Here is a 23,450-nt window from a genome sequence, read left to right as displayed (position 1 = left end):
GTGGCGCGTTCGCGCGGGGGACACGTGAACTACAACTGGAACTGGGGAATCTTCTTCCAGCCGAACCCGATGGGGACCGGCACCTATCTCGACATGCTGCTGTCGGGCCTGGTGCTGACTCTGAAGACCGGGGCGCTAGCCTGGGTCATCGCGCTGATCACCGGCTCGCTCGTCGGCGTCATGCGAACGCTGCCGTCGAAAGGGGCGAACTGGTTCGGCTTTGCCTATGTCGAATTCTTCCGCAACATGCCGCTGCTCGTGCAGCTGTTCCTGTGGTTCTTCGTGCTGCCGGAGCTGCTGCCCAAGGCTGCGGGCACCTGGATGAAGCAACTCCCGAACGCGCCGTTCTGGACGGCCGCGATCGGCATCGGCTTCTTCATGTCGGCCCGCGTGGCCGTTCAGCTGCAGGCCGGTATCGGTTCGCTGCCGCGAGGGCAGAAGATGGCGGCCACTGCGCTTGGCCTCACCACCGTGCAGGCCTATCGCTACGTGCTGCTGCCGATGGCGTTCCGCATCATCCTGCCGCCGCTCACCTCCGAATTCCTCAACACCATCAAGAACACGGCGGTCGCGATCACCATCGGTCTGCTCGAGCTGACAGGGCAGGCGCGCTCGATGCAGGAATTTTCGTTCCAGGTGTTCGAAGCCTTCACCGCCGCGACGATCCTCTACCTTCTCGTCAATGTCGTCGTCGTGACTGCGATGCGCTTCCTCGAACGCTGGGTCGCGATCCCCGGCTACATCACGGGGAAATAGCGCAATGTTTTCCAACCTCGATTTCGACGTCATTCGCCGTGCGCTGCCCTATCTGTTCTTTGAGGGCATGACGTTCACGCTGACACTGACGGCGCTCGCGGCCCTCGGCGGCCTCGTCTTCGGCACGGCGCTGGCCCTGATGCGGCTCTCCGGCTTCAAGATCCTTGGCCGCGTTGCCGGCGTCTATGTCGACTTCATGCGCTCGCTGCCGCTGGTGCTGGTCATCTTCTGGTTCTACTTCCTGGTGCCCTATATCGGGCAATGGGTGACCGGCGCATCGCGCCCGATCAGCGTCGGCGCCTTCGCATCCTCGCTCATCACCTTCATCATGTTCGAGGCGGCATACTTCTCCGAGATCATGCGCGCAGGTATCCAATCGATCTCGCGCGGCCAGCCGGCCGCGGCCAGCGCGCTTGGGCTGACTTACGCCCAGACCATGCGCTACGTCGTGTTGCCGCAAGCCTTCCGCAACATGCTGCCGGTGCTGATCACGCAGACCATCGTTCTGTTCCAGGACACTTCGCTGGTTTACGTCCTCTCGATCACGGACTTCCTGGGCGCGGCGAGCAAGGTCGCGCAGCGCGACGGGCGCCTCGTCGAAATGTACCTGTTCGCAGCGATCGTCTACTTCACCATCTCCTGTGTCGCGTCCTTCGGCGTCCGTCGCCTTCAGGCGCGCATCGCCATCATTCGATAGAGCGTGTCGGTCATGATCGAAATCAGTCACGTCAACAAATGGTACAGCCCGAGCTTCCAGGTGCTGACCGATTGCACAACCAGCGTCACCAAGGGTGAGGTCGTGGTGGTCTGCGGCCCCTCGGGCTCGGGCAAGTCGACGCTGATCAAATGCGTCAATGCGCTGGAGCCGTTCCAGAGCGGCGACATCAGCGTCGACGGCACCAAGGTCAACGATCCCAAGACCAATCTGCCCAAGCTGCGCTCGCGCGTCGGCATGGTATTCCAGCACTTCGAGCTGTTCCCGCATCTGAAGATCATCGACAATCTCTGCCTCGCGCAGCAGAAGGTGCTCGACCGGTCGCGCGACAAGGCGATGGCGAAAGGCATGCAGCTGCTGGAGCGCGTCGGCCTCAAGGAACAGGCGCAAAAATATCCCGCGAACCTGTCCGGCGGCCAGCAGCAGCGTGTTGCGATCGCGCGTGCGCTTGCGATGGATCCGATCGTCATGCTGTTCGACGAGCCGACCTCGGCACTCGACCCGGAAATGGTCAGCGAGGTGCTCGACGTCATGGTCGACCTCGCCCATGAGGGCATGACCATGATGGTTGTCACCCACGAGATGGGCTTCGCCCGCAAGGTTGCCAACCGCGTGATCTTCATGGACCGCGGCGAGATCGTCGAGGACGCGCCGAAGGAGGACTTCTTCGGCAAGCCGCGCAGCGACCGCGCACAGAAGTTCTTGTCGAAGATCTTGTCGCATTAATTCCCGCCGTCATTCCGGGATGCGCCGAAGGCGCAGGCCCGGAATCCATAACCCCGGCTGGTGGCTATGGATTCCGGGCTCGTCGCTGTGCGCCGCCCCGGAATGACGGGTTGAGGGTTTCGTGGCACTAACAAATCCCGTATAGGGACGAGCAAGTTTTCCTTCCTCCAGGAGACCTGCCTTGGACCCGATCGCCTACGTCAACGGCTCATTCGTCCCGCTCTCGGACGCCAAAATCTCGGTGCTCGACCGCGGCTTCCTGTTCGCCGACGGCATCTATGAGGTCTCGGCCGTGCTCGACGGCAAGCTGGTCGACAATGCCTCGCATCTGGCGCGGCTGGAGCGATCGGTCGGCGAGATCAAGCTGAAGCTGCCGGAGACGCTCGAGCGCATCACCGAGATTCAGAAGGAATTGATCGCGCGCAACAAGGTCGCGAACGGCCTGGTTTATCTCCAGGTGACCCGCGGCGCCGACAAGGGCCGCGACTTCCCGTTCCCCAAGGCTGACGTGAAATCGAGCCTGGTGATGTTCACCTCGGAGAAGGACATCATCAACACTCCGGTCGCAAAGACCGGCATCAACGTGATCACCGTGCCCGACATCCGCTGGGAGCGGCGCGACATCAAGAGCGTCGCACTGCTCGCGCAGGTGCTGGCGAAGCAGGCCGCGGCCGAGGCCGGCGCCGGCGAGGCCTGGATGCTGCAGGATGGCTATGTCACCGAGGGCGGCTCGTCCACCGCGTTCATCCTGACCCAGGACGATGTCATCGTCACCCGCCAGAACTCCAACGCGATCCTGCCGGGCTGCACCCGCAAGGCCGTGATCGCGCTCGCCGAGGAACGTCAGCTCCGCGTCGAGGAGCGTTCCTTCACGGTCGCCGAAGCGCACGCCGCCAAGGAAGCATTCATCACGAGCGCATCCTCATTCGTCCAGCCGGTGGTGGCCGTCGACGGCAAGAAGATCGGCGACGGCAAGCCCGGCCCGATGGCGACACGCCTGCGCGAGATCTATGTGGAGTTCGCCAGGGCGACGGCGGTCTGAGCCGCGCACTTCGCTGCCGTAGGGTGGGCAAAGGCGCCCTTGCGCCGTGCCCACGTCCTCTCTCGCATGTTGGAAGAACGTGGGCACGCGTCGCTTTGCCCCCCTACAAGACAACCCTTGAGGGGTGCGCGCCGTCCCTCACGCCGCCGACGCCTTCACCTTCACGGGATGGACCGCTCGAAACGCGATCGCTATCCTGTTCCAGGCGTTGATGGCGCCGATCAGCATAGTCAGGTTCACCGTCTCTTCCTCGGAGAACTGCGCACGAACCTGCTCGTAGACGTCATCGGGCGCATGCGTCTCGGAAATCAGCGTGACCGATTCCGTCCAGGCCAGAGCGGCGCGTTCGCGGTCGGTGTAGAGCGGGGACTCGCGCCAGGCATTGAGCAAATAGATGCGCTGCTCGGTCTCGCCGCGCTTGCGGGCGTCCTCGGTGTGCATGTTGATGCAGAAGGCGCAGCCGTTGATCTGCGACGCGCGGATCTTGACGAGCTCGATCAGCGATTTCTCCAGTCCCGTGGACTGGATCTGCGTCTCCAGCGCCATCAGCGCTTTCATCGTGTCGGGTGCGGCCTGGTAGAAATTCATGCGGGGCTTCATGGTCGTTCTCCTTGCTTGCGGGGGTGAGGTTAGTGAGCGCCACCGGCTGAGGTCTGGCCGGGCTTCTTCAGGAACAGGACCGCGGCGAGCGCTACGATCAGCGCCACGCCGAGCAGATAAAACGTGTCGCTGAAGGCGAAGATATAGGCCTGCTTCTGCACGGTATGGCCAATCGCGACGTAGGCGCGATGCGCCGCGTCCGCACGGTCGAGGATGCCGTGATTGACGAAATATTGCGTCAGCTGTTCCAGCCGGGTGCGGGTGGCCTGCTCGAACACCGAGACCGACTGCGTCAGCACGTTGGAGTGATACTGCTCGCGCTTGGTCAGCACGGTCTGGAGCAGCGCGATGCCGACGGCGCCGCCGAGATTGCGCATCATGTTGAACAGGCCGGAGGCCGAGCCCGCGTTCTCCGCTTCGATGCCCGCCGTCGCGACCGCCGACAGCGGCGCCATCACCAGCGCCTGCCCGACGGCGCGGACGACGTTGGGCCACAGCAGCTGGTCGGCGGCGTAGTCGTTGGTCATATGGATGTTCATGAAGTTGGAAGCCGCGAACAGCACGAAACCGACGCCGATGATGATCCGCGCATCGAACTTCTGCATCAGACGCGGCACCAGCGGAATCAGCAGGAGCTGCGGCAATCCGGTCCAGGCCAGCACCATGCCGATCTGCTCGGAATTGTAGCCCTGGATGCGTGACAGATATTGCGGCAGGATGAAGACCGAGCCGTACAGCGCGATGCCGAGCAGGAAATTGGCGAGCATGCCGAAGCCGAAATTGCGGCGGCCCAGCAGGCGCAGGTTCAGCAGCGGCTTCTTCACCGTGAGCTCGATGATCAGGAAGGCAGTCAGCGCGACGGCCGCGATCACGCTGAGCTTGACGATGAAAGGCGAGCCCAACCAGTCGTCCTTGTTGCCTTCCTCCAGCACGGTCTGGAGCGCGGAGAGGCCGATCGCCATGGTGACGATGCCGGCCCAGTCGCCCTCGCGCAGCAGCGCCAGCTTCATCGGCTTGGCGTCGAGCGCGTACCAGAGCATGCCGACCATCACCGCGCCGGGGATGAGGTTGACGTAGAAGATGTATTCCCAGCCAAAATTCTCGGTGAGATAGCCGCCGATGGTTGGGCCGATCGCGGGCGCGAACGTCGCCGACAGTGCGAACAGCGCGAGGCCGACCGGCTGTTTTGCGCGCGGCAGCAGCGTGATGATCAGCGTGAACGCCATCGGAATCAGCACGCCGCCGGTAAATCCCTGCACGGCGCGCAACACGATCATCTGCGACAGATCCTGCGCAAGCGCGCAGGCCGCCGAGAGAATTAGGAACAGGACCGCGTTGGTCAGAAGATAGATCCGGATCGAGAACACCTGCGCCAGCCAGCCGGAGAGCGGGATCACCACGATCTCCGCGATCAGATAGGAGGTCGAGATCCAGCCGCCGTCGTCGATGCCAGCGCCGATCGCTCCCTGGATGTCGGCGAGCGAAGCGTTGACGATCTGGATGTTCAGCACCGCCATGAAGGCGCCGAGCGTTGCACCGATCACCGCGACCCAGGTCTTTGCGGATATCGCCGGCGCGGCTGACGCAGCGGGCGCTGGAAGACGCGTGGCGGCGTCAACAGTGGGTTGGAGCGTGCTCATGGCTTCAGCCGCCGTTGTGGCGGGACGTGTTGTCCGCCAGCCGCTTCGCCGTCTCGCGCTCGGCCAGCACCGCCTGCTTGGTGTCGACCGTCGGCACCGCCGACATGCCGGGGCGCAGCAGGCCGGTGAGGCTGTGGTCGTCGAGCACGATCTTCACCGGGACCCTTTGCACGATCTTGGTGAAATTGCCGGTGGCATTGTCGGGCGGCAGCAGCGCGAACTCAAGCCCGCTCGCCGGCGACAGGCTGTCGACATGGCCGCGCAGCGTGCGATTGTGAAAACTGTCGACATGCAACTCGACCGGCTGACCCGGCCGCACATGTGTGAGCCGGGTCTCCTTGAAGTTGGCGACGACATAGACCGCGTCGAGCGGCACCACCGCCATCAATTGCGTGCCGGCCTGAACGTATTGGCCGACCCGCAGTGAGCGGGCGCCGACGGTGCCGTCGACCGGCGCGGTGATCTCGGTATAGGACAGGTTCAGCGCCGCCTGCTGCGCGACTGCGCGGGCCCGTTCGAACTGGGCCGCGGCCTGGGCGCGCTGGGTGGTGAGCACGTCGATCTTGCGCTGCGCGGCCAGCAGGCCAAATTTCGCGTGCTGCAATTGCGCGCTGCTTGCGCGCAGCGCCGCGTCGGTCTGCTGGGCGCGCTGGATCGTGCCGGAGCCGGTCTTCATGAGGTCGTCGTAGCGGGCGCGCTCTTCCTGCGCGAATTTCAAATTGGCGTCGGCGGCAGCGACATCGGCCGTGCTCTGCTCGATGATCGGCTGCTGCAGTTCGATCTGGGCATCGATGTTGCGCACCGAGGCCTCGCCGGCGGCGACGTCGGCTTTGGCCTGGTCGAGCGCCGCCCTGAAGTCCCGATCATCGATCTTTGCCAGCGCCTGGCCCGCTTTCACCTTTTCGTTGTCGCTGACCAGCACCTTGGCGATGTAACCGGAGACTTTCGGGGCGATGATCGTGGAGTCGGCCTTCACATAGGCGTCGTCGGTTGTCTCGAGGTAGCGGCCTGTTTTCAAATAGTCGTAGCCATAGTCGGCGGACGTCGCGACGCCGAGCGCCAGCGCCAGCCCGATAGCTGCACGCCCAATTGCCTGCCGGGATGGGCGCAGGCCGATTTTTGTATTTGTTTCAGTGACATAAGTGGCGTTCGACATGGCATCCTCGGAAATCCCCAGGCGGACCGTTGGAAGGTGCCTTGTGGGGTGCCGGTAAGATGTGCCGTCGCGGCCCTTGTGATAATCGTGGAATAAGTTGAAGCATTATCCATCAGGAGTGGATAATCCGAGCCATGGATCGCTTTACCAGCCTCACCGCCTTCATCCACGTCGTCGAGAACGGCGGCTTTTCCGCCGCCGCGCGCCGGCTCAACATGTCGACGACCATGGTGAGCAACCATGTGCAGGCGCTGGAGGATCGGCTCGGTGTGCGCCTGCTCAACCGCACCACGCGGAAGGTGAGCCTCACCGAAATCGGCAAGGCCTATTACGACCGTTCGACCCAGATCCTGGCCGATCTCGAACAGGCCGACGATATCGCCAGCGAATTGCAGTCGGTGCCCCGCGGCACGCTGCGCATCCACGTCGCCACGCATATGGTGCAGTTCGTCGCGCCTGTGGTGGCAAAGCTGCTGTCGACCTATTCGGAGCTCAAGGTCGATCTGCGCATGGGCGAGGCTGACGTCGATCTCATCGAGGAAGGCTACGACGTCGCCCTGCGCATGACCTCGCCGCCGGATTCGAGCCTGATCGTCCGCAGCCTCGCCACCTGGCGTCACGTGCTGTGCTGCTCGCACGATTATCTCGAGAAGCACGGCCGGGTGCAGAAGCTCGACGAGCTCGCCGCGCATAATTGTGGCCGGCACTTGAACTATCCGTTCGGCGATGAATGGCGCTTCCTCGATCGCAAAGGCACACCCGCCTCCGTACGCATCTCGGGCAGCTTCGTCACCAATAGCGGGGAAGCGCTGCGCAAGGTCGCACTGGAGGGGGCCGCAATCTGTCTGATGGCGGGATTTCTCATTCAGGACGACCTCGAAGCCGGCCACCTCGTGCGCCTGTTACCTGAATTGCGGACGATCGAGCTCTCCATGAACGCCGTCTATCCGCACCGTCATCATCTGTCGGCGAAGGTCAGGACCTTCATCGACCTGCTCGCGCAGCACAGCGCCGAGCAGCAAAAGCTGATCAATCCGTATTCATGAGACCTCTCGCCGACGGCGCCATGTCCGCCAGAAAGTGAGTTGACATCAGCTGGGTATCTGGAACAATGCAACCTAAGATTATGAGTGATCTATTTTGGACCGAGATGGTTCGGCCCGATCCCGTTTCTTCGATGTGACGTTTCGTTCAAGCCGGCTTTTCGGCTTCTGCTTCTCCATCTCTTGTTTCTCCATCTCTTGCTTTTCGATCTCTTGCTCTTCCATCTCTGACGCATCGACAGGCGGCAGGCCGATCAACGTTCGATGGCGTGCCCGCTTCGCAGGGGATTGGCGGCATCATATCGCGGTGAAGCTGGACGGCTTGACCATATCTGGCCCGACTGCAGCTGAAGGAGGCTTCGATGACCCTCGCCAGAACGGGATGGCTTGCGATCTTGCTGCTCGGCTTCACGGCGGCGAGCGGTGTGCAGCCTTCTTTTGCTGCCAGCGACGATGCGTGGCCGGTCAAGAACAGACTGATCGGCGAGGACGGAGACAAGTCCAAGGACGTCAGCGGCATCGCCTGCACAACCGCGGACGGATTTCCCCGTTCGTGCCTCGTCATCGACGACAACCTCCAGGACGCTCAATTCATCGAGCTGACCGACGGCAAGCTTGTCGCCGGCAGCCCGGTCAAATTGATCGACAACACGTTCAACGACAAAGCGCTGGAGCTCGATGGCGAGGGAGTCGCCTTCTCCAAAGGGGACTACGGGTATTATTACGTCATCGGCTCGCACGGCCATCCGCGGGACAAGGACCACAAGCTCGATCCCGAGAAACATGCCGATAAGATTCGAGCGAAGATCGCCGCAAGCAGCCAGATCGTCCGATTCCGCACGACGGGGGCAGATGGCAATGCGTCGGGGCTCGAGCGTACGGCGCAATTGCGAGAGGTCATCGCGGCCGAACCTGCTCTTCGCGACTTCATGGATGTCCGGCTGGAGAAGAACGGCCTGACCATCGAGGGAGTGGCGATCAAGGACGATCGGACGCTGCTCGCAGGATTCCGAGGCCCCGTGCTGAACGGCAAATGCGCCGTCGTTCTGTCGGTGGAGGTAGCTTCCCTGTTTGGCAATACAAAGAGTTTGGACCACCACCTTTACCAGCTGCCGCTCGGCGACGGTCGTGGCGTGCGCGACCTCGCATCCTTCGGGGACCGCATTCTCGTCCTCGCAGGTCCGGTGGCGGATGGACCCGGATCATACGCCGTTTACGCGTGGGACGGCGCATCAGAATCCGTCGAGCTGTTGAAGGACTTGCCGTTTGATCCGAAGCGCAAGCCGGAGGGGATCCTGCTGCTGGACAAGACGTCAACCGGACTGCGTGTCCTGATCGTGTTCGACGGCGACAAGGAAGGTGCGCCCACCCCGATCGAAATACCGGGATCGGGGCCTCGGCCTCCACCCTGCTCCAGCGGCTAGCGCGTCGGCGCCGGCAATCGGCCGAATAGATCGTCGAGCGCGATGCCGATCGCGAGCAGGCGACGATCGCTCCCTGCGGGGCCATCCAGCTCGAGCCCGATCGGCAGTTTGCTGCTGGCGCCGAGCGCGATCGGGATCTGGATTCCAGGGATGCCGGCGTTGCTGCCGGGGTCGGTGTTCTGGATGAAAAGAGCGAAATTCTCGAGCGTGCTGGACTCGGGATTGGAGGGGATCGCAACGCGGGGCGTGGTCGGGAAGGCGATGGCGTCGAGCCGGTTGTCAGCAAAGATCTTGCTGTAGAGCGCCTGTAGCGCCGGTCGCGCGGTCTTGACCGCCGCGTCGTAGATCGGCCCGGCATCGAGCAGCGTATCGTCCGGACCCGGCAGTTTGCGCGGGATCACCAGGCCGTCATAGGTACCCTTCACGTCGGGGCTGGCAATCTCCATCGCCAGCGCTTCGATGGTGAGGCCTGTGCCGGTGTGGGCGAGATATCCGACCATGTCGTCATAGGCTTCATACAGCGCGACGGGAAAGCCGACCTGGCCGTTGAGCTCGGCGAGCTTCGGCATCTCGACCTCAACGACCGTGATGCCCTGTGCCTTCAGCCGCACGATGGCGGCCTGGAAGGCGGTGTCGGTGTCGACGTCGAGATTGGTCAACATCGTCCTCACGATGCCGATCCGCACCTGCTTCAGATCGGCCGGTGCGACCGCCGCGCCATCTGTGATCACGCGATCGAGCAGCGCGACATCGGCCATGGTCGCGGCCATCGGCCCCGCGGTGTCGCGGGTATGCGAGATCGGGGCGATGCCTTGTTGCGGATAGCGGCCGACGGTCGGGCGCAGCGAGGCACATCCGTTCAGTGCGGCGGGCACGCGCACCGATCCGCCGGTGTCGGTGCCGAGCCCGCCTGCGACGATCCGCGCGCCGATCGCAGCGCCGGTCCCGGACGAGGAGCCGCCGGCGATCAGGGTGCGGTCATAGGCGTTGCGCACGCCGAACTCGGCGCCGGTCCTGAACGCGGTGTTGTAGCCGGAGATGCCGAAGGCCAGCTCGTGCATGCTGGTCTTGCCGATGATGATCGCGCCCGCCGCGCGCAGCTTTGCCACGACCGGCGCATCGGCCCTTGGAATGTAGTCTCTGAGGGCGGGCGTGCCGGCGCTACAAGGCAGTCCCGCGACTTCGATGTTGTCCTTGATCGCGATGGGCACGCCGCCGAGCGGCTTGTCCTTGTCGCCCTTGGCGTCGAATGCCGCGGCGGCCTTCAGGGCGCCGGCCTCGTCCAGGGTGATGAAGGCATTGAGATCGGCGTTGGCCTTGGCGCGGGCAAGAGCCTCCGTCGTGAGGGCCATACTCGTGACGGTCCCGGCGCGGAGGCCGGCTGCGGCCCGGCCCAGGGTCAATTGGTCGAAATCCATGATGCGTCACTCTCTTGGCGGGCAGCCATCAGGGCGCCCTCCCGAGCATGGAGGCTGAAGCCTCGCCGGCTCCGCGTCAACCGGCGGCGCGCATCTTTGGCGGCGACGACGTGTGGAGTTCGCCAAACAAGCGCTCGACCTCGGCCTTCGTCTTCCCGATCGCGGCGTCCTTGACCGGGCCATAACCGCGGACCTCCATCGGCGCCTTGGCAATCGCGACGAGATCCGGAAGACGCGCCGTACCGAGCTCGCCGAGCAGCCGTTCGATCAGAGCTTCATACCATGTGATCAGTTCGCGCTCGGTCCGCCGTTCCCGGGCGTAGCCGAACGGATCGATCGGCGTTCCGCGTAATCCCTTCAGCCGCGCGAGCATGGCGAGCGGCATCTGGATCCATTGGCCGAAGGCGCGCTTGCGCGGCCGCCCGCGTGCATCGCGCTGCGATGGCAGGAATGGCGGTGCGAGGTGGTACCGGACGCTGAAGCCGTCCTCGAATTCGCGTTTCAGCTCGTCGAGGAATCCGCTCTGCATGTGCAGCCGTGCCACCTCGTATTCGTCCTTGTAGGCCATCAGCTTGAACAGGGCGCGCGCGACCGCTTCGGTCAGAGCCTCGCTGCTCAGGACAGCTTCGGCATTGCGGACTTTTGCGACTGTCGTTCGGTAGCGTGCGGCATAGGCGGAATCTTGATAGGCGGTCAGGAAGTCGGCGCGACGGTCGATGAGCTGGTCGAGCGCTTCGGCCTTGGGCGCGTCGTCCGTTTTCAAGAGGTGGGGATTGGCGGCCGCGATCCGGCCCCAGGCAAAGGCCTGCCTGTTGCGCTCGACCGCGACGCCGTTGAGCTCGATCGCGCGCAGCAGCGCGGCAAGCGAGATGGGGACCAACCCGCGCTGCCAGGCAAAGCCGAGCATGATGATATTGGCGTAGACGGCATCCCCGAGCAGCCGTTCGGCCAGCGCGTTGGCATCGATGGTACCGAGATTGCCCTCGCCGATGACCTGGCCGATCGCGCGCAGGCGGGCGGGGGAGGCGAGATCGGCGTCGCGGAAGCGGACGACGTCGCCGGTTGGCATCTCCGCGGTGTTGACGGCAGCGCGCGTGTCGCGGCGGTAGGTACCGGATGCCTTTGGCGAGGAGCTGACGACGAGATCGCAGCCGATCAGCGCATCGGCCGCGCCCTGGTCGATCCGGACCTGATGCAGCGCCTCGGGGCTCGAGGCGAGGCGGATGTAGCTCAGCACGGGCCCGAACTTCTGCGCAAAGCCGGTGAAGTCGAGCACCGAGACTCCGCGATGGTCCAGATGCGCGGCCATGCCGATCAGCGCGCCAACGGTGATCACGCCGGTGCCGCCGACGCCGGTCACCAGCAGGTCGTAGGGCCGGTCGAGCGTTGCGGGAGCGGGCAGGGCAAGCGTCGCCGCACGGCCGATCGCGTCGATCTGGCTTGCGCCCTTCTTCCGGCGCGTGGCGCCCTCGACGGTGACGAAGCTTGGGCAGAAGCCGTTGAGGCAGGAAAAATCCTTGTTGCAAGCCGACAGATTGATCTGACGCTTGCGGCCGAACGGCGTCTCTTTCGGTTCGACGCTGAGGCAGTTTGACTCGACCGAGCAGTCGCCGCAGCCTTCGCAGACGAGATCGTTGATATAAGCGAAGCGCTTGGGGTCGGCCATCTGCCCGCGCTTGCGCCGGCGTCGCTTCTCCGTGGCGCAGGTCTGCTGATAGATCAGGACCGAGACTCCCGGGATATTGCGCAGCTCGCGCTGTACGGCATCCATCTCCTCGCGCGGATGAAGGGTGACGCCGGCTGGCAAATCAGCAGGCGAGAACTGTGCGGGATCGTCCGACACCAGCGCAATGCGCCTCACGCCCTCGGCACGGACGCTGTGGGCGATGGCCTGCACGCTGATGGGACCGTCGACCGGCTGCCCACCTGTCATCGCGACGGCATCGTTGAACAGGATCTTGTAGGTGATATTGGCCTTGGCCGCGATCGCCTGCCGGATCGCCATCGAGCCGGAATGGTAGTAGGTGCCTTCGCCGAGATTCTGGAAGACGTGCTTGCGGCCGGTGAATTTCGACGACGCCGCCCAGTTTACGCCTTCGCCGCCCATCTGGATCAGCGACGAGGTCTCGCGGTCCATCCAGCTTGCCATGAAGTGGCAACCGATGCCGGCCAGCGCCTTGGAGCCTTCAGGCACCTTCGTCGATGTGTTGTGCGGGCAGCCTGAGCAGAAATAGGGCGTGCGCGTTGCGCCCGATACGTTGATGGTGCGTGCGGCCTCCGGCATCAACGCGGCCGCGCGTGCGGCGAGATTGAGGCCTGGAAACATCGGATCAAGCCGGCGCGCCAGCACGCCAGCTAGCGCGCGGGGCGACAGCTCGCCGATCCAGGAAATCAGCCTTGCGCCGGTTTCGTCGTGCTTGCCGACCATGCGCTCGGGTTTGCTGCCGGGATAATCGTAAAAATACTCCTTGAACTGGCTCTCGATGATGCCGCGCTTCTCCTCGACCACGAGGATCTCGCGCTTGCCCCTCACGAAATCCATGGCGTCATGCAGCGCCAGCGGCCAGACCATGCCGACCTTGTAGATATCGATGCCGATGCTGCGGCAGGCGGCCTCATCGAGACCCATCAGCCGCAACGCCTCCATCAAATCGAGATGGGCCTTGCCGGTGGTGACGATGCCGTAGGTCGCATCCGGAACGTCGTAGATGCGGCGGTCGATCGGATTGGCCTTTGCGAAGGCGTAGACCGCGTGCTTCTTCGCCTCCAGGCGCTCCTCGATTTGCGGGCCCGGCAAATCCGGCCAGCGGTAGTGCAGGCCTCCCGGCGGCGCCGTGAAGTCCGGTGTGCGGAAGACGCGCGGCGCGCGCAGCGCGACCGAGGCGCCGGACTCGACGATCTCCGAGATCGCCTTGAAGCCGACCCACATGCCGGAGAAGCGGCTCAGCGCATAGCCATATTCGCCGAATTCCAGATACTCGCTGACGCTCGCGGGATGCAGCGTCGGCATGAACCAGCTCATGAAGGCGACGTCGGACTGATGCGGCATCGAGGAGGAAACGCAGCCATGGTCGTCGCCGGCGACCACCAGCACGCCGCCATGCGGGGAGGAGCCGTAGGCATTGCCGTGCTTGAGCGCATCGCCGGAACGATCGACCCCGGGCCCCTTGCCGTACCAGAGCCCGAACACGCCATCGACCTCGCGATCTCCTTGCGTCTCGACCTGCTGCGAGCCGAGCACCGCGGTCGCGGCGAGGTCCTCATTCACTGCGGGGAGGAATTCCACGCGGTCCCGCGTCAGCCGCTCCTGGATGCGCCAGAGCTCGAGGTCGATGCCGCCGAGCGGCGAGCCGCGATAGCCCGAGATGAAACCGGCGGTGTTGAGGCCATGGGCCCGGTCGCGCCTGACCTGATCGAGCGCGATGCGGACGATGGCCTGCGTTCCCGTGAGGAAGACGCGGCCCTCCTCGCGATCGTAGCGGTCGGAGAGTTCGTACGTGTCGAGTGACGGAACGGCGTCCATGGCGGACCTCGCGCGGCATCCTGCCGAATGACGCAAGGTTATGCCCGGGCCGCTGGTAGGTCTTACCTATTCATCCGGCATCGAAGACGATATCGGTAGGATTTTGCATATTGTGGTCTCTTTTGGTAGATATTTATCAGATCGGGAGTTTCCATGATTGAAGACCAGGACGTGCGCATTCTCGCTCATCTCCAGAAGGATGGCCGTGCCACCAATCAGCAACTGGCGGACGCGGTCGGCATGTCCACTTCGGCCTGCTGGCGCAGAGTGCGCGCGCTGGAGGACGCCGGCATCATCCAGGGCTACGCGGCGCTGGTCGCGCGCGAGCAGGCGGGCTTTGCGATGTCGGCCGTCCTCCACGTCTCGCTGGAGCGGCACGACGCCAAATTCGTCGACGAATTCGTCGCGCGGGTGACGAAGCGGCGCGAGGTGCTGGAGTGCTTTGCGACCACGGGCGACGCCGATTATCATTTGCGCGTCGTCGTGCAGGACATGGCGGCCTACAATCGATTTTTGGACGAGTTCATGTTCCGCATCCCCGGCATCCGCTACGTCCGCAGCAACGTGGTGCTGAAGGAGATCAAGTCGAGCGTGGCGCTGCCGTTTTGAGATGAGAGAGATACCGTAGGGTGGGCAAAGGCGCTTTTTGCGCCGTGCCCACCATCTCTCAATGATCGAAAGAGGTGGTGGGCACGCTTCGCTTTGCCCACCCTACGAGAGCTACCGTCCCTCCCGCACGAACCTGTTCCGCAACGTCCCGACCCCCGTGATCTCGATCTCCACGACGTCGCCATGCTTGATGTCGGGCGAGGCACCGTCCGTGCCCATCCAGATCACGTCGCCCGGCCACAGCGTAAAATACTTCGTCAGCTCGATCAGGAACGGCACCACCCCGAAGATCATGTCGGCGGCTCTCCTGGCCATTGACCCGGACGATCGTTTCCATCTTGTCGAGATCGGCTTCGGTCTCGATCCACGGCCCCATCGGCTTGAACGTGTCGGCGTTCTTCGAGCGCCACAGGCTGCGGTCGGCCTTTTGCCAGCTGCGCTCGCTGACGTCGTTGCCGATGGTGTAGCCGAACACGCAATCCATCGCGTTCTCTGCGGTGAGGTGCTTCACCTTCTTGCCGATGACGACGACGAGCTCTCCCTCATAGTGGATCTTCTCCGTCGCAAAGGACGGGATCACCACGTCCTCGCCATGCGCGATCAGAGCGTTCTGGGCGCGATAGCCGATCTCCGGGCGGTCGGGCACGGCCGGCACCGTGCCGGCCTTGTCGGCGGCTTCTTTCAGGTGCTTGAGGTAATTCAGCCCGACGCAATAGAAGGTGCGCGGGATCAGCGGCAGCTCGATCCTGACGTCGCCAAGCGGATGCGTGCGCGAGCTGCGTTGCCATTCGCCGAAGGGATCGCCGTCGACCGCGATGACCTTGTCGCCCTCGATAATTCCCCACGAGGACTTGCTTGTCTCCGTGAATTTCAACCAGCGCATGTCATGTACCCGCCATCATTCCGCGGCATCGCGCGGCTGCACTTTCCAGGCGCCGGCCGCCGGTCGCTTGAGCCCAAGGTTTTCCCGCAATGTCTTGCCGCGATAGTCCTTCTGGAACAGTCCGCGGCGCTGCAGCTCCGGCACGATATGCTGCACGAAATCAGCGTAGGAGCCGGGCACATAGGTCGCGGCGATGACAAAGCCGTCGCAGCCGCGCTCGACGAACATTTCCTCGAGCTTGTCCGCGATCTCCTTGGGGCCGCCGACCATGGCGTCCTGCACCTGGCCGCGGCCGGAGAAGGTGACGAAGTCGCGCGCGCTCGGATTGCTCTTGCCCGAATTCTTCAGCACGCCATCGCGGATGCCCAGGATTCCCTGCATGCTCTTCAACTCGTCCGTCGTCAGAGGCTCGTCGAGATCCTTGGAGGCGAAGTCGTAATTGAGCGCTTCGGCCAGCAACGACAGCGCGTCGATCTGCAGCGGCAGCTTGTTGATCAGCGCCATCTTGTCCTCGGCTTCGGCTTTGGTCGCGGCACAGACCGGCGTCGTCAAATTGCAGAGGAACATCTCATCGGGATCGCGACCAGCCTTGGCGGCCTCGTTGCGCACGGACGCGTAGCCGTCCTTGGCGCCCTGAAGGTTGCGCGCGGCGGTGAAGATCACCTCGCCCCATCGCCCGGCAAAGCGCTGGCCTCGGCCCGATGCCCCGGCCTGGATGATCACGGGATGGCCTTGCTGCGAACGCGGCACGGTGAACGGCCCGCGCGACTTGAAAGCCGGTCCCTTGTGATCGAGCCGCTTCACCTTGGCGGGATCGGCAAAGCGGCCGCTTTGCTTGTCCATGATGAGGGCGCCGTCCTCCCAGGTGTCCCAATGACCGAGCACGACCTCCATGAACTCGTCGGCCTTGTCGTAGCGGGAATCGTGTTCTGGGTGAGAGTCGCGCCCCATGTTGAGCGCTTCACCGTCATTGAGCGAGGTGACGACGTTCCAGCCCGCGCGTCCCCCCGACATCAGATCGAGCGTCGCGAAGCGGCGCGCGACGTCGAACGGCTCGTAATAGGTGGTCGAGCAGGTCGCGCCGAGCCCGAGCTTGTCGGTCACCATGCCCATCGTGGTCAGCACGATCAACGGATCCATCTTCACGCAGCGGATGCCGTATTCGACGGTGTGGGCGTGGTCGTTGCCGTAGCGGTCCGGCATCGCCAGCCGGTCGTCAAAGAACGCCATGTGAAACTTGCCGGCTTCGAGAATCCTGGCGATCTCCTGATAATAGTCCGCCGACATCGAATCGGCGCGCGAGTCCGGATGCCGCCAGGAGCTCGGCAGGTTGGTGCAGTTCTGCGCCTGGAGGAAGCCGACCAGGACCATCTGTCTCGTCATGCCGCTGTTCTCCTGTGCCGTCAGGCCAGAGCGAGGACTGTGTCGAGCCTATACTCGCGCGCCAGGGCGCGCAGCTTTTCCCAGGTGGCATCCTCGATCTCGATGCCGTCGCGCAGGCGCTGCTGCTCGCGCAGGCCTTCGATCTCGCCGGGATAGAACACGCCCTTGCTGCCTTCGGACGGCGGCGTCGATTTCAGATAATGCGCGAACTCCGTGACCTCGCGCTTGAACTCCTGCAGCGGCCGGAAGGCGGCGACGTTGAACACCGCCATGAAGCATCCGTCGTTGTGCCGCCCCGTCGGCTCGACGCCGAAGCCGAGTCCGGTGAGCAGGCCGCAGAGCACCTCGACCATGGCCGCAAGACCGCTCCCCTTGTAGCCCTCGGTGCCGCCGAGCGGCAGCAGCGCGCCGCCCTTGCGGTATTGCGTCGGGTCAGTGGTGTGCCGTCCGTCGGCATCGATGATCCAGCCCGTCGGAATCTCCTCGCCGCGCGCGACCGCGAGCTGGATCTTGCCGGCCGCCACCGCCGAGGTCGCCATATCCAGATAGAACGGCGTGTCGAGATCGGACGGCACCGCGATTGAGATCGGGTTGGTGCCGAGCCGCGCCTCCTTGCCGCCGAACGGGGCGACATGTTTCGGCGAGCGCCCGGAATCCGCCGTGGCAATCCCGATCATGCCTGCGCGCATCGCCATCAAGGGGTAGGCGGCGAGGCGGCCGACATGGCTTTGCCGGAACACGGTGCAGGCCGCGACATTTGCCGTCCTGGCTTTCTCGATCGTCAGCGCCATCGCCTTGGCGTTGACGTGGAAACCAAAGCCCCAGTGGCCGTCGATCACGGTCGTGGTCGGCGATTCCTGGACCACGGTCCATTTGGCACCGGGAACGATGTGGCCGGCCTTGATGCGGTCGATATAGGTGGGAACGGCGATCACGCCGTGGGAATCATGGCCTGCCAGATTGGCATTGACGCAGCCGACCGCGACGGCGTCGGCTTCTTCCTCGGAGGCTCCGGCGGCGCGGAGCAGCGCGGCGCTGACGCGCGTGAGGCGATCGGCCGTGACGATCGGCATGGCGTTCCCCGGGTCCTTGCCCTTGGCGGGCACTTGTTGGAGGCCATCGTCTCAAAGCGCAGCGGCGATATCAATCTCTCGCAAACCAATACAGGGCTGCAAATTCGTAAAGAGGTTGCGCCTCTCGCTGAGGATTCGTCCCGTGCGGCGGTATTTTCGATGGTTTTGCCGGGGTCGTTCGCAGCTCGTTCACTTTGATCGATTGTTTGCGGTGCGCAATAACGACCACTTAGGCGATGGCCGTCATAAGGTCACCCGGGACAAATAGGCAGAAATGCCCGGGAGCTAAAGATCGTGTCGACGACACTCGCGCGCACCTTTGCGGCGTTGAGCGCCATTAACGAAGCGATCCTCTACGCGAAATCGCCGGATGAGCTGTACCAGAAGGTCTGCGACGCCGGGTTTTCGAGTGGGGATTTCTTGGCCGTTGCCGTGTTCCTGGTGGGACAGGAGCGCGGACGGCTTCGTTTTGCGGCCGGCTGCGGCGACGACATTCCGCGACTGCGCTCCATCCTGATCACGACGGAGGCCGGCACGCCTGAAGGCTCTGGCGTCGGGGGCGAGGCGTTTCGCGATCAGAAGCTGTGCATCAGCAACGATTATCTGAACGATCCGCGCTCGCTGGCGTGGCGCGAGGGGGCGGCTGCGGCTGGCATAGGCGCGGCCGCTGCGCTGCCACTGATCTGCGACGGCAGATGTGTCGGCGTGCTGTTGGTGACCCGCAGCGATCCGAATTCGCTCAGCGACCAGATGGTGTCGCTGTTAGAGCGCATGTCGGCCAACATTTCCTATGCGCTGGACAATTTCGCGCGTGAGACCGCGCGGCAGACCAGCGAGCGGACGGTGCGGCGGCTCAACCGCATGTACAGCGCCATCAGCGCCACCAACGAAGCCATTCTGCGCGCCAAGACCGAGCAGGAGCTGTATCAGCTCGTATGCGACGCCTCCGTCCACGGAGGGAAATCGCTCGCGACCTACGTCCTGCTGAAGGAACAGGATTCCGATTGGCTGAAACCTGTCGCCGGCACGGGCAAGAATCTGGAGCTGGTCGCTCAGGCCCGGTACTCCATCGATCCGGATAATCCCCATGGCCGCGGCATTTCAGGTGAGGTGTTTCGCTCGCAAAAGCCATGCCTGGAGGACGATCTGCCCCGCCGCACCAAGGGCACGCCCTGGGAGCAGGCCAACGTCAACAGTGGCGTCGTCGCCTGTGTGGCTGCTCCCCTGATCAAGCATGGGCAAAGCGTCGGCGTCATGCTGTCTTTCATCAGCAGCTCGTGGGCCAAGGACGAAGAAGTCGTCGCGCTGATGTTCCGGATCACCGAAAACGTATGTTTTGCCCTCGACAATTTCGGTCGAGAGTCCGAGAAGGCTCAAATCGCGGCCGAGGAGGAGCGGCTCGCGCGCATGTATGCCGCGCTGAGCGCCACCAACGAGGCGATCCTGCGCGCGCGGTCGCGCGCCGAACTGTTCGATCTCGTCTGCGAGGCGACGGCAAAGGGCGCCAAGTTCACGTCGGCCAACATCGCCATGGTCGACCGCGACGCCGAGCTGCTGCGCGTCGTCGCCTGTTACGGGCCGAACGCCGACCAGGTTCGCAACTTCAAGTTCTCCATTTCCGAGGATGTTCCGGAAGGGCGGGGGTTGACCGGCACTGCGTTCCGTACGCGCCGGCCGGCCGTCAGCAACGACGTGCTCGCCGATGAACGTATCGCGCCGTGGCACGCCAGCGCGCGCCGCAACGGGATCGCGTCCTCCGCGGCCTTGCCGCTCTTCAACGGCGATCAGGTCGAGGGCGTGTTCCTGTTCAACTCTCCGGAGTGCGGCACGTTCACACCCGAATTCGTCGAGTTGCTGCGCAAGCTGCAGGCCAATGTCGCCTTCGCGCTGGAGGGCTTCGACCGCGCCGAGGAAAGGGCACGCGCAAACAAGCTGCGCAGCCGCCTGAGCGGAATGTTCGAAGCGCTGAGCGCAACCAACGAAGCGATCATGCGCGCCAAGACGCGCGAAGACCTGTTCGAGGCGGCGTGCCGGGCGGCCGTCCTCGGTGACGTGTTCGCGTCGGTCACGATCGGTATCATCGACAAGGAACAAGAGCTGGTTCGCGTCGTCGCGGTAAAGGGGCGGCTGCAGCAGCAAATGGTCGGACGGACCTGCATCATTTCCGCCGACCATCCCGAAGGCCAGGGGATCATCGGCACTTCGCTCCGTGCCCGCCGGCCCAGCGTCATGAACGACTATCTGAACGAGCCGCGATCGGCCCACTGGCGGACGAAGGCGATCGAGGATGGAACGCGGGCCGCCGCATGCTTCCCGCTTCTGAAAGCGGGCCAGGAACCGATCGGCATTCTGCTTTTCCTCGCACCCGAAGCGAACACATTCACGCCCGATCTGGTCGAGCTGCTCGGGCGCCTTGCCGAAAACGTCTCCTTCGCCCTCGACAATTTCGATCGTGCCGAGGAAAAGGCCCGCACCGAGGCGCAGAAGGAGCGCCTGACGCGCATGTTCGCGGCTCTGAGCGCAACCAACGAGGCGATCATGCGGGCGAAGTCGCGCGCCGAGATGTTCGATCTCGTGTGCCATGCGGCATCGAACGGCGCCAAGTTCACCTCGACCACGATCGCGCTGGCCAGGGCCGGCACGGACCAGCTCGAAATCGTCGCTGCCGCCGGCCCGTCCGCCGATACAACGCGGAGCGTTCGCCTCTCCGTCGATCCCGAACGGCCCGAAGGGCGTGGGATGAGCGGTACGGCGTTCCGCACGCGACAACCCTGCATCAGCAACGACTATCTCAACGACGATCGCGTCCGCGCCTTCCATGCGGTCGTCCGCGACGACGGGGCGCGCTCGGGCGCGGCATTTCCGCTCATCGCGCACGATCAGCCCGTCGGCGTCATGATCTACATGTCGACGGAGCCCGGCACCTTCACGACCGAGTTCGTCGAGCTGCTGCAGCGTCTTGCCGACAACGTGTCCTTTGCGATGGAGAATTTCGATCGCGCCGACGCCAAGGACGAGGCGGACGAGCGGATCGAGTATCTCGCCTCGCACGACAGCCTGACCGACCTTCCGAACCGCGAGACTTTCAACGGGCTCTTGCGCGAGGCGATCGATACGGCGGAGCGTCACGATCATCGTTTTGCGGTGCTGTTCATCGACCTCGACCGCTTCAAGGTCATCAACGATTCGCTCGGCCATGAGGCCGGCGACCTGCTCCTGCTCGAAGTCGCCAACCGCCTGCGCGGCGCGTTGCGGGAAAGCGACGTGGTGGCGCGGCTCGGCGGTGACGAGTTCGTGGTCATCCTCGACCGATGCGGCGAGATCGACGACGTTCAGCGCATTGCGACGGGGCTGCTCGCGGCACTCGCCGAGCCCATGGAGCTGGCCGGACACGAGTGCCACACCACGGCCTCGATCGGTATAGCGATGTATCCGGCCAACGGCTCCGATGCGCAGACCTTGACCAAGAACGCCGACATGGCGATGTACCTGGCCAAGGAGGACGGCAAGAACGGCTACCGCTTCTTCTCCAAGGAAGTGACGACGCAGTCGATCGAGCGGCTGTCGCTGGAGAGCGCGCTGCGTCGCGCGCTGGAGCGCGAGCAGTTCTCGCTGAACTACCAGCCCAAGGTCGACATGGCGACCGGCCAGATCACCGGCGTGGAAGCCCTGCTGCGCTGGGCGCATCCCGATCTCGGCAACATCTCGCCGGCTCAGTTCATCCCGCTCGCGGAGGAGACCGGCCTGATCGTGCCGATCGGCCGCTGGGTGCTGAGGGAAGCCTGCGCGCAGGCCATGGCCTGGCAGCGCCGCGGCTTGTTGCCGTTGTCGATGGCGGTCAATTTGTCGCCGCGGCAGTTCGCCGACGAGCATCTGTTGCACGACGTCGACGAGGCACTGGCGGCCAGCGGCATGTCCCCGGTGCTGCTCCAGCTCGAAGTCACCGAGAGCATGATGATGCGCAATGTCGGCCGCGCGCTCAAGGTGCTCGATGCCATCCAGAGTCGCGGCATCCGCCTCGCCATCGACGATTTCGGCACCGGCTACTCGTCGATGTCGCTGATGAAGCACTTCCCGATCGACACCATCAAGATCGACCGCTCCTTCGTGCGCGACCTGCCGCAGGATTCCGAGGACCAGGCGATCGCACAGGCCATCATCAGCATGGGCAAGGCGCTCGGCATGACCGTCGTCGCCGAAGGCGTCGAGAACGCCGAGCAGGAGGCGTTCCTGCGAACCCATGGCTGCGACGAGATGCAGGGCTTCCTGATCTCGAAGCCGCTGCCGGCCAGGCAGATGGCCGAGCTGCTGCGGCCGATGGTCCTGCCTGTCGCCCCGCCGCTGCAGCCGGAGCTGGACGTTGCCGCCACGGAAGCCGCGGCGTCACGGTTGAAACGCGCTGTCGTCTGACGGCCGCGGGTGCGGTCCGCCGCCGCTGGAGCAAGACACGGTCGCCTTGATCGGCTAGCGCTGCCTGAACGGATGCGCCTTCTGGTGCCAGGCCCAGGCGGTGCGGATGATCGTCGCCAGGTCGGAATGGCCAGGTACGAAGTTCAGCACCTTTCGCGCCGCGGAGGGATCGGCGACCAGATAGGTCGGATCGCCGGCGCGGCGCGGCTTGACGGTGTGCGGCACCTCGCGGCCGGTCTCCTGCCTGATGGCGTCGAGGATCTGGCGCACGGAAAAGCCGGAGCCGGTACCGAGATTGAAGCTGCCGCCGGCATGCCCGCCTTCCAGGAGCTTCAGGGCCGCGACATGCGCCGCGGCGAGGTCGGTGACGTGGATATAGTCGCGGATCGCGGTTCCGTCGGGCGTGTCGTAGTCGTCGCCGAACACTGCGAAGTCGACATGGCCCTGCAGCGCCATCATGGCGCGGGGAATGAGGTGGGTTTCATTGTCGCGCAGCTCGCCGATGCCGCCGGCCGGATCGGCGCCACTGGCGTTGAAATAGCGCAGGCAGAACGCGCCGAAGCCGTAGGCCGAGCGGTAATCGGCGAGCATCCGCTCGATCATCAATTTCGACGCGCCGTAGGGATTGATGGGCATGCAGGGAAAGTCTTCCGGCAGCTCCTTGGAATCGGCATTGCCGTAGACGGCGCCGGTCGAGGAGAACACGATGCGCTGACAGTTTGCGTTGCGCATCGCCTGCAACAACGACAAGGTGCCTTGCACGTTGTTGATGTAGTATTTCTGCGGATCGGTCATGGACTCGCCGACCAGGCTCGCCGCGGCGAAATGCATCACCGCCGTGATCTCATGGTCGGCGAAGGCGCGTGCCAGCGCCGGGCCGTCGAGCAGATCGCCGGTCACCAGCGGGCCGGCAACGAAGCTGCGATGACCCGTCGAGAGATTGTCATAAACGACGGGCTGGTAGCCGGCGGCGGTCAATGCGCGGCAGGCATGCGAGCCAATATAGCCCGCGCCCCCGGTGACGAGGACGGTCGGTCGGTCGGTCATGT

The 23,450-nt window shown here is 64.3% G+C and carries 16 protein-coding genes and 1 pseudogene; 8 read left to right on the top strand and 9 right to left on the bottom strand.

Going from position 1 to position 23,450, the window contains the following annotated elements; translation table 11 throughout:
- The first annotated feature begins 24 nt into the window (after positions 1-24).
- The 4 genes from C7G42_RS12135 to C7G42_RS12120 all read left to right on the top strand — a co-directional run bounded on the left by C7G42_RS12135 (position 25) and on the right by C7G42_RS12120 (position 3,239).
- Entirely contained in the window at positions 25-756 is a 732-nt protein-coding gene (locus C7G42_RS12135) for an amino acid ABC transporter permease (RefSeq protein WP_106949211.1), read from the top strand.
- A gap of 4 nt (positions 757-760) precedes the next feature.
- Positions 761-1,453, top strand: coding sequence for an amino acid ABC transporter permease (locus C7G42_RS12130; RefSeq protein ID WP_106949210.1), 693 nt, complete (start codon positions 761-763; stop codon positions 1,451-1,453).
- A 12-nt stretch (positions 1,454-1,465) separates the two neighbouring features.
- Complete coding sequence (locus C7G42_RS12125) at positions 1,466-2,197, top strand: amino acid ABC transporter ATP-binding protein (RefSeq protein WP_106949209.1); 732 nt, start codon at positions 1,466-1,468, stop codon at positions 2,195-2,197.
- A 181-nt stretch (positions 2,198-2,378) separates the two neighbouring features.
- Positions 2,379-3,239: a D-amino-acid transaminase gene (locus C7G42_RS12120; RefSeq protein WP_106949208.1), complete on the top strand. Its 861-nt coding sequence runs from the start codon at positions 2,379-2,381 to the stop codon at positions 3,237-3,239.
- 138 nt (positions 3,240-3,377) lie between these two features.
- Here the strand turns inward: C7G42_RS12120 and C7G42_RS12115 are convergent, their stop codons facing one another.
- Genes C7G42_RS12115 through C7G42_RS12105 form a run of 3 tightly spaced genes read right to left on the bottom strand, consistent with a single transcriptional unit; the run spans position 3,378 to position 6,635 of the window.
- Positions 3,378-3,839, bottom strand: coding sequence for a carboxymuconolactone decarboxylase family protein (locus C7G42_RS12115; protein ID WP_106949207.1), 462 nt, complete (start codon positions 3,837-3,839; stop codon positions 3,378-3,380).
- A 29-nt stretch (positions 3,840-3,868) separates the two neighbouring features.
- On the bottom strand, positions 3,869-5,479 hold the full coding sequence (locus C7G42_RS12110; protein WP_106949206.1) for an MDR family MFS transporter: 1,611 nt from the start codon (positions 5,477-5,479) through the stop codon (positions 3,869-3,871).
- Between the two features lie 4 nt (positions 5,480-5,483).
- A complete protein-coding gene (locus C7G42_RS12105; RefSeq protein ID WP_106949205.1) occupies positions 5,484-6,635 on the bottom strand; it encodes an HlyD family secretion protein in 1,152 nt (383 codons plus the stop codon).
- A gap of 134 nt (positions 6,636-6,769) precedes the next feature.
- Between C7G42_RS12105 and C7G42_RS12100 the strand changes: the two genes are divergently transcribed.
- Positions 6,770-7,681 carry a LysR family transcriptional regulator gene (locus tag C7G42_RS12100; RefSeq protein WP_106949204.1) on the top strand — a complete coding sequence of 304 codons (912 nt, stop codon included), beginning with the start codon at positions 6,770-6,772 and terminating at the stop codon, positions 7,679-7,681.
- A gap of 359 nt (positions 7,682-8,040) precedes the next feature.
- Complete coding sequence (locus C7G42_RS12095) at positions 8,041-9,102, top strand: DUF3616 domain-containing protein (protein WP_106949203.1); 1,062 nt, start codon at positions 8,041-8,043, stop codon at positions 9,100-9,102.
- Here C7G42_RS12095 and iaaH read toward each other — a convergent pair.
- Together iaaH and C7G42_RS12085 are read right to left on the bottom strand one after the other, a co-directional pair.
- Positions 9,099-10,520, bottom strand: a complete 1,422-nt coding sequence (gene iaaH, locus C7G42_RS12090; RefSeq protein WP_106949202.1) for an indoleacetamide hydrolase — start codon at positions 10,518-10,520, stop codon at positions 9,099-9,101. The two genes, C7G42_RS12095 and iaaH, sit on opposite strands and share 4 nt — an antisense overlap.
- A gap of 76 nt (positions 10,521-10,596) precedes the next feature.
- Positions 10,597-14,043, bottom strand: a complete 3,447-nt coding sequence (locus C7G42_RS12085) for an indolepyruvate ferredoxin oxidoreductase family protein (RefSeq protein ID WP_106949201.1) — start codon at positions 14,041-14,043, stop codon at positions 10,597-10,599.
- Between the two features lie 153 nt (positions 14,044-14,196).
- Here C7G42_RS12085 and C7G42_RS12080 point away from each other — a divergent pair, with 153 nt between their 5' ends.
- Positions 14,197-14,652, top strand: coding sequence for an Lrp/AsnC family transcriptional regulator (locus tag C7G42_RS12080; RefSeq protein ID WP_106949200.1), 456 nt, complete (start codon positions 14,197-14,199; stop codon positions 14,650-14,652).
- A 111-nt stretch (positions 14,653-14,763) separates the two neighbouring features.
- Here C7G42_RS12080 and C7G42_RS12075 read toward each other — a convergent pair.
- The 3 genes and pseudogenes from C7G42_RS12075 to C7G42_RS12065 form a co-directional block, all read right to left on the bottom strand.
- Positions 14,764-15,535 (bottom strand): annotated as a pseudogene (locus tag C7G42_RS12075) (fumarylacetoacetate hydrolase family protein).
- A 15-nt stretch (positions 15,536-15,550) separates the two neighbouring features.
- Entirely contained in the window at positions 15,551-16,918 is a 1,368-nt protein-coding gene (locus tag C7G42_RS12070; RefSeq protein WP_106949199.1) for an LLM class flavin-dependent oxidoreductase, read from the bottom strand.
- A gap of 20 nt (positions 16,919-16,938) precedes the next feature.
- Complete coding sequence (locus C7G42_RS12065; protein ID WP_106949701.1) at positions 16,939-17,991, bottom strand: Ldh family oxidoreductase; 1,053 nt, start codon at positions 17,989-17,991, stop codon at positions 16,939-16,941.
- A 294-nt stretch (positions 17,992-18,285) separates the two neighbouring features.
- Between C7G42_RS12065 and C7G42_RS12060 the strand changes: the two genes are divergently transcribed.
- Positions 18,286-22,401 (top strand): bifunctional diguanylate cyclase/phosphodiesterase, encoded by a 4,116-nt coding sequence (locus tag C7G42_RS12060; protein ID WP_106949198.1) that lies wholly within the window; start codon positions 18,286-18,288, stop codon positions 22,399-22,401.
- A 54-nt stretch (positions 22,402-22,455) separates the two neighbouring features.
- Here the strand turns inward: C7G42_RS12060 and galE are convergent, their stop codons facing one another.
- A complete protein-coding gene (gene galE / locus C7G42_RS12055) occupies positions 22,456-23,448 on the bottom strand; it encodes a UDP-glucose 4-epimerase GalE (protein WP_106949197.1) in 993 nt (330 codons plus the stop codon).
- Positions 23,449-23,450 lie beyond the last annotated feature (2 nt).

Origin of the sequence: Bradyrhizobium sp. MOS003, from assembly GCF_003020125.1 — a bacterium.
Taxonomy (GTDB): domain Bacteria; phylum Pseudomonadota; class Alphaproteobacteria; order Rhizobiales; family Xanthobacteraceae; genus Bradyrhizobium.
This window is presented reverse-complemented; position numbering and strand designations above follow the sequence as displayed.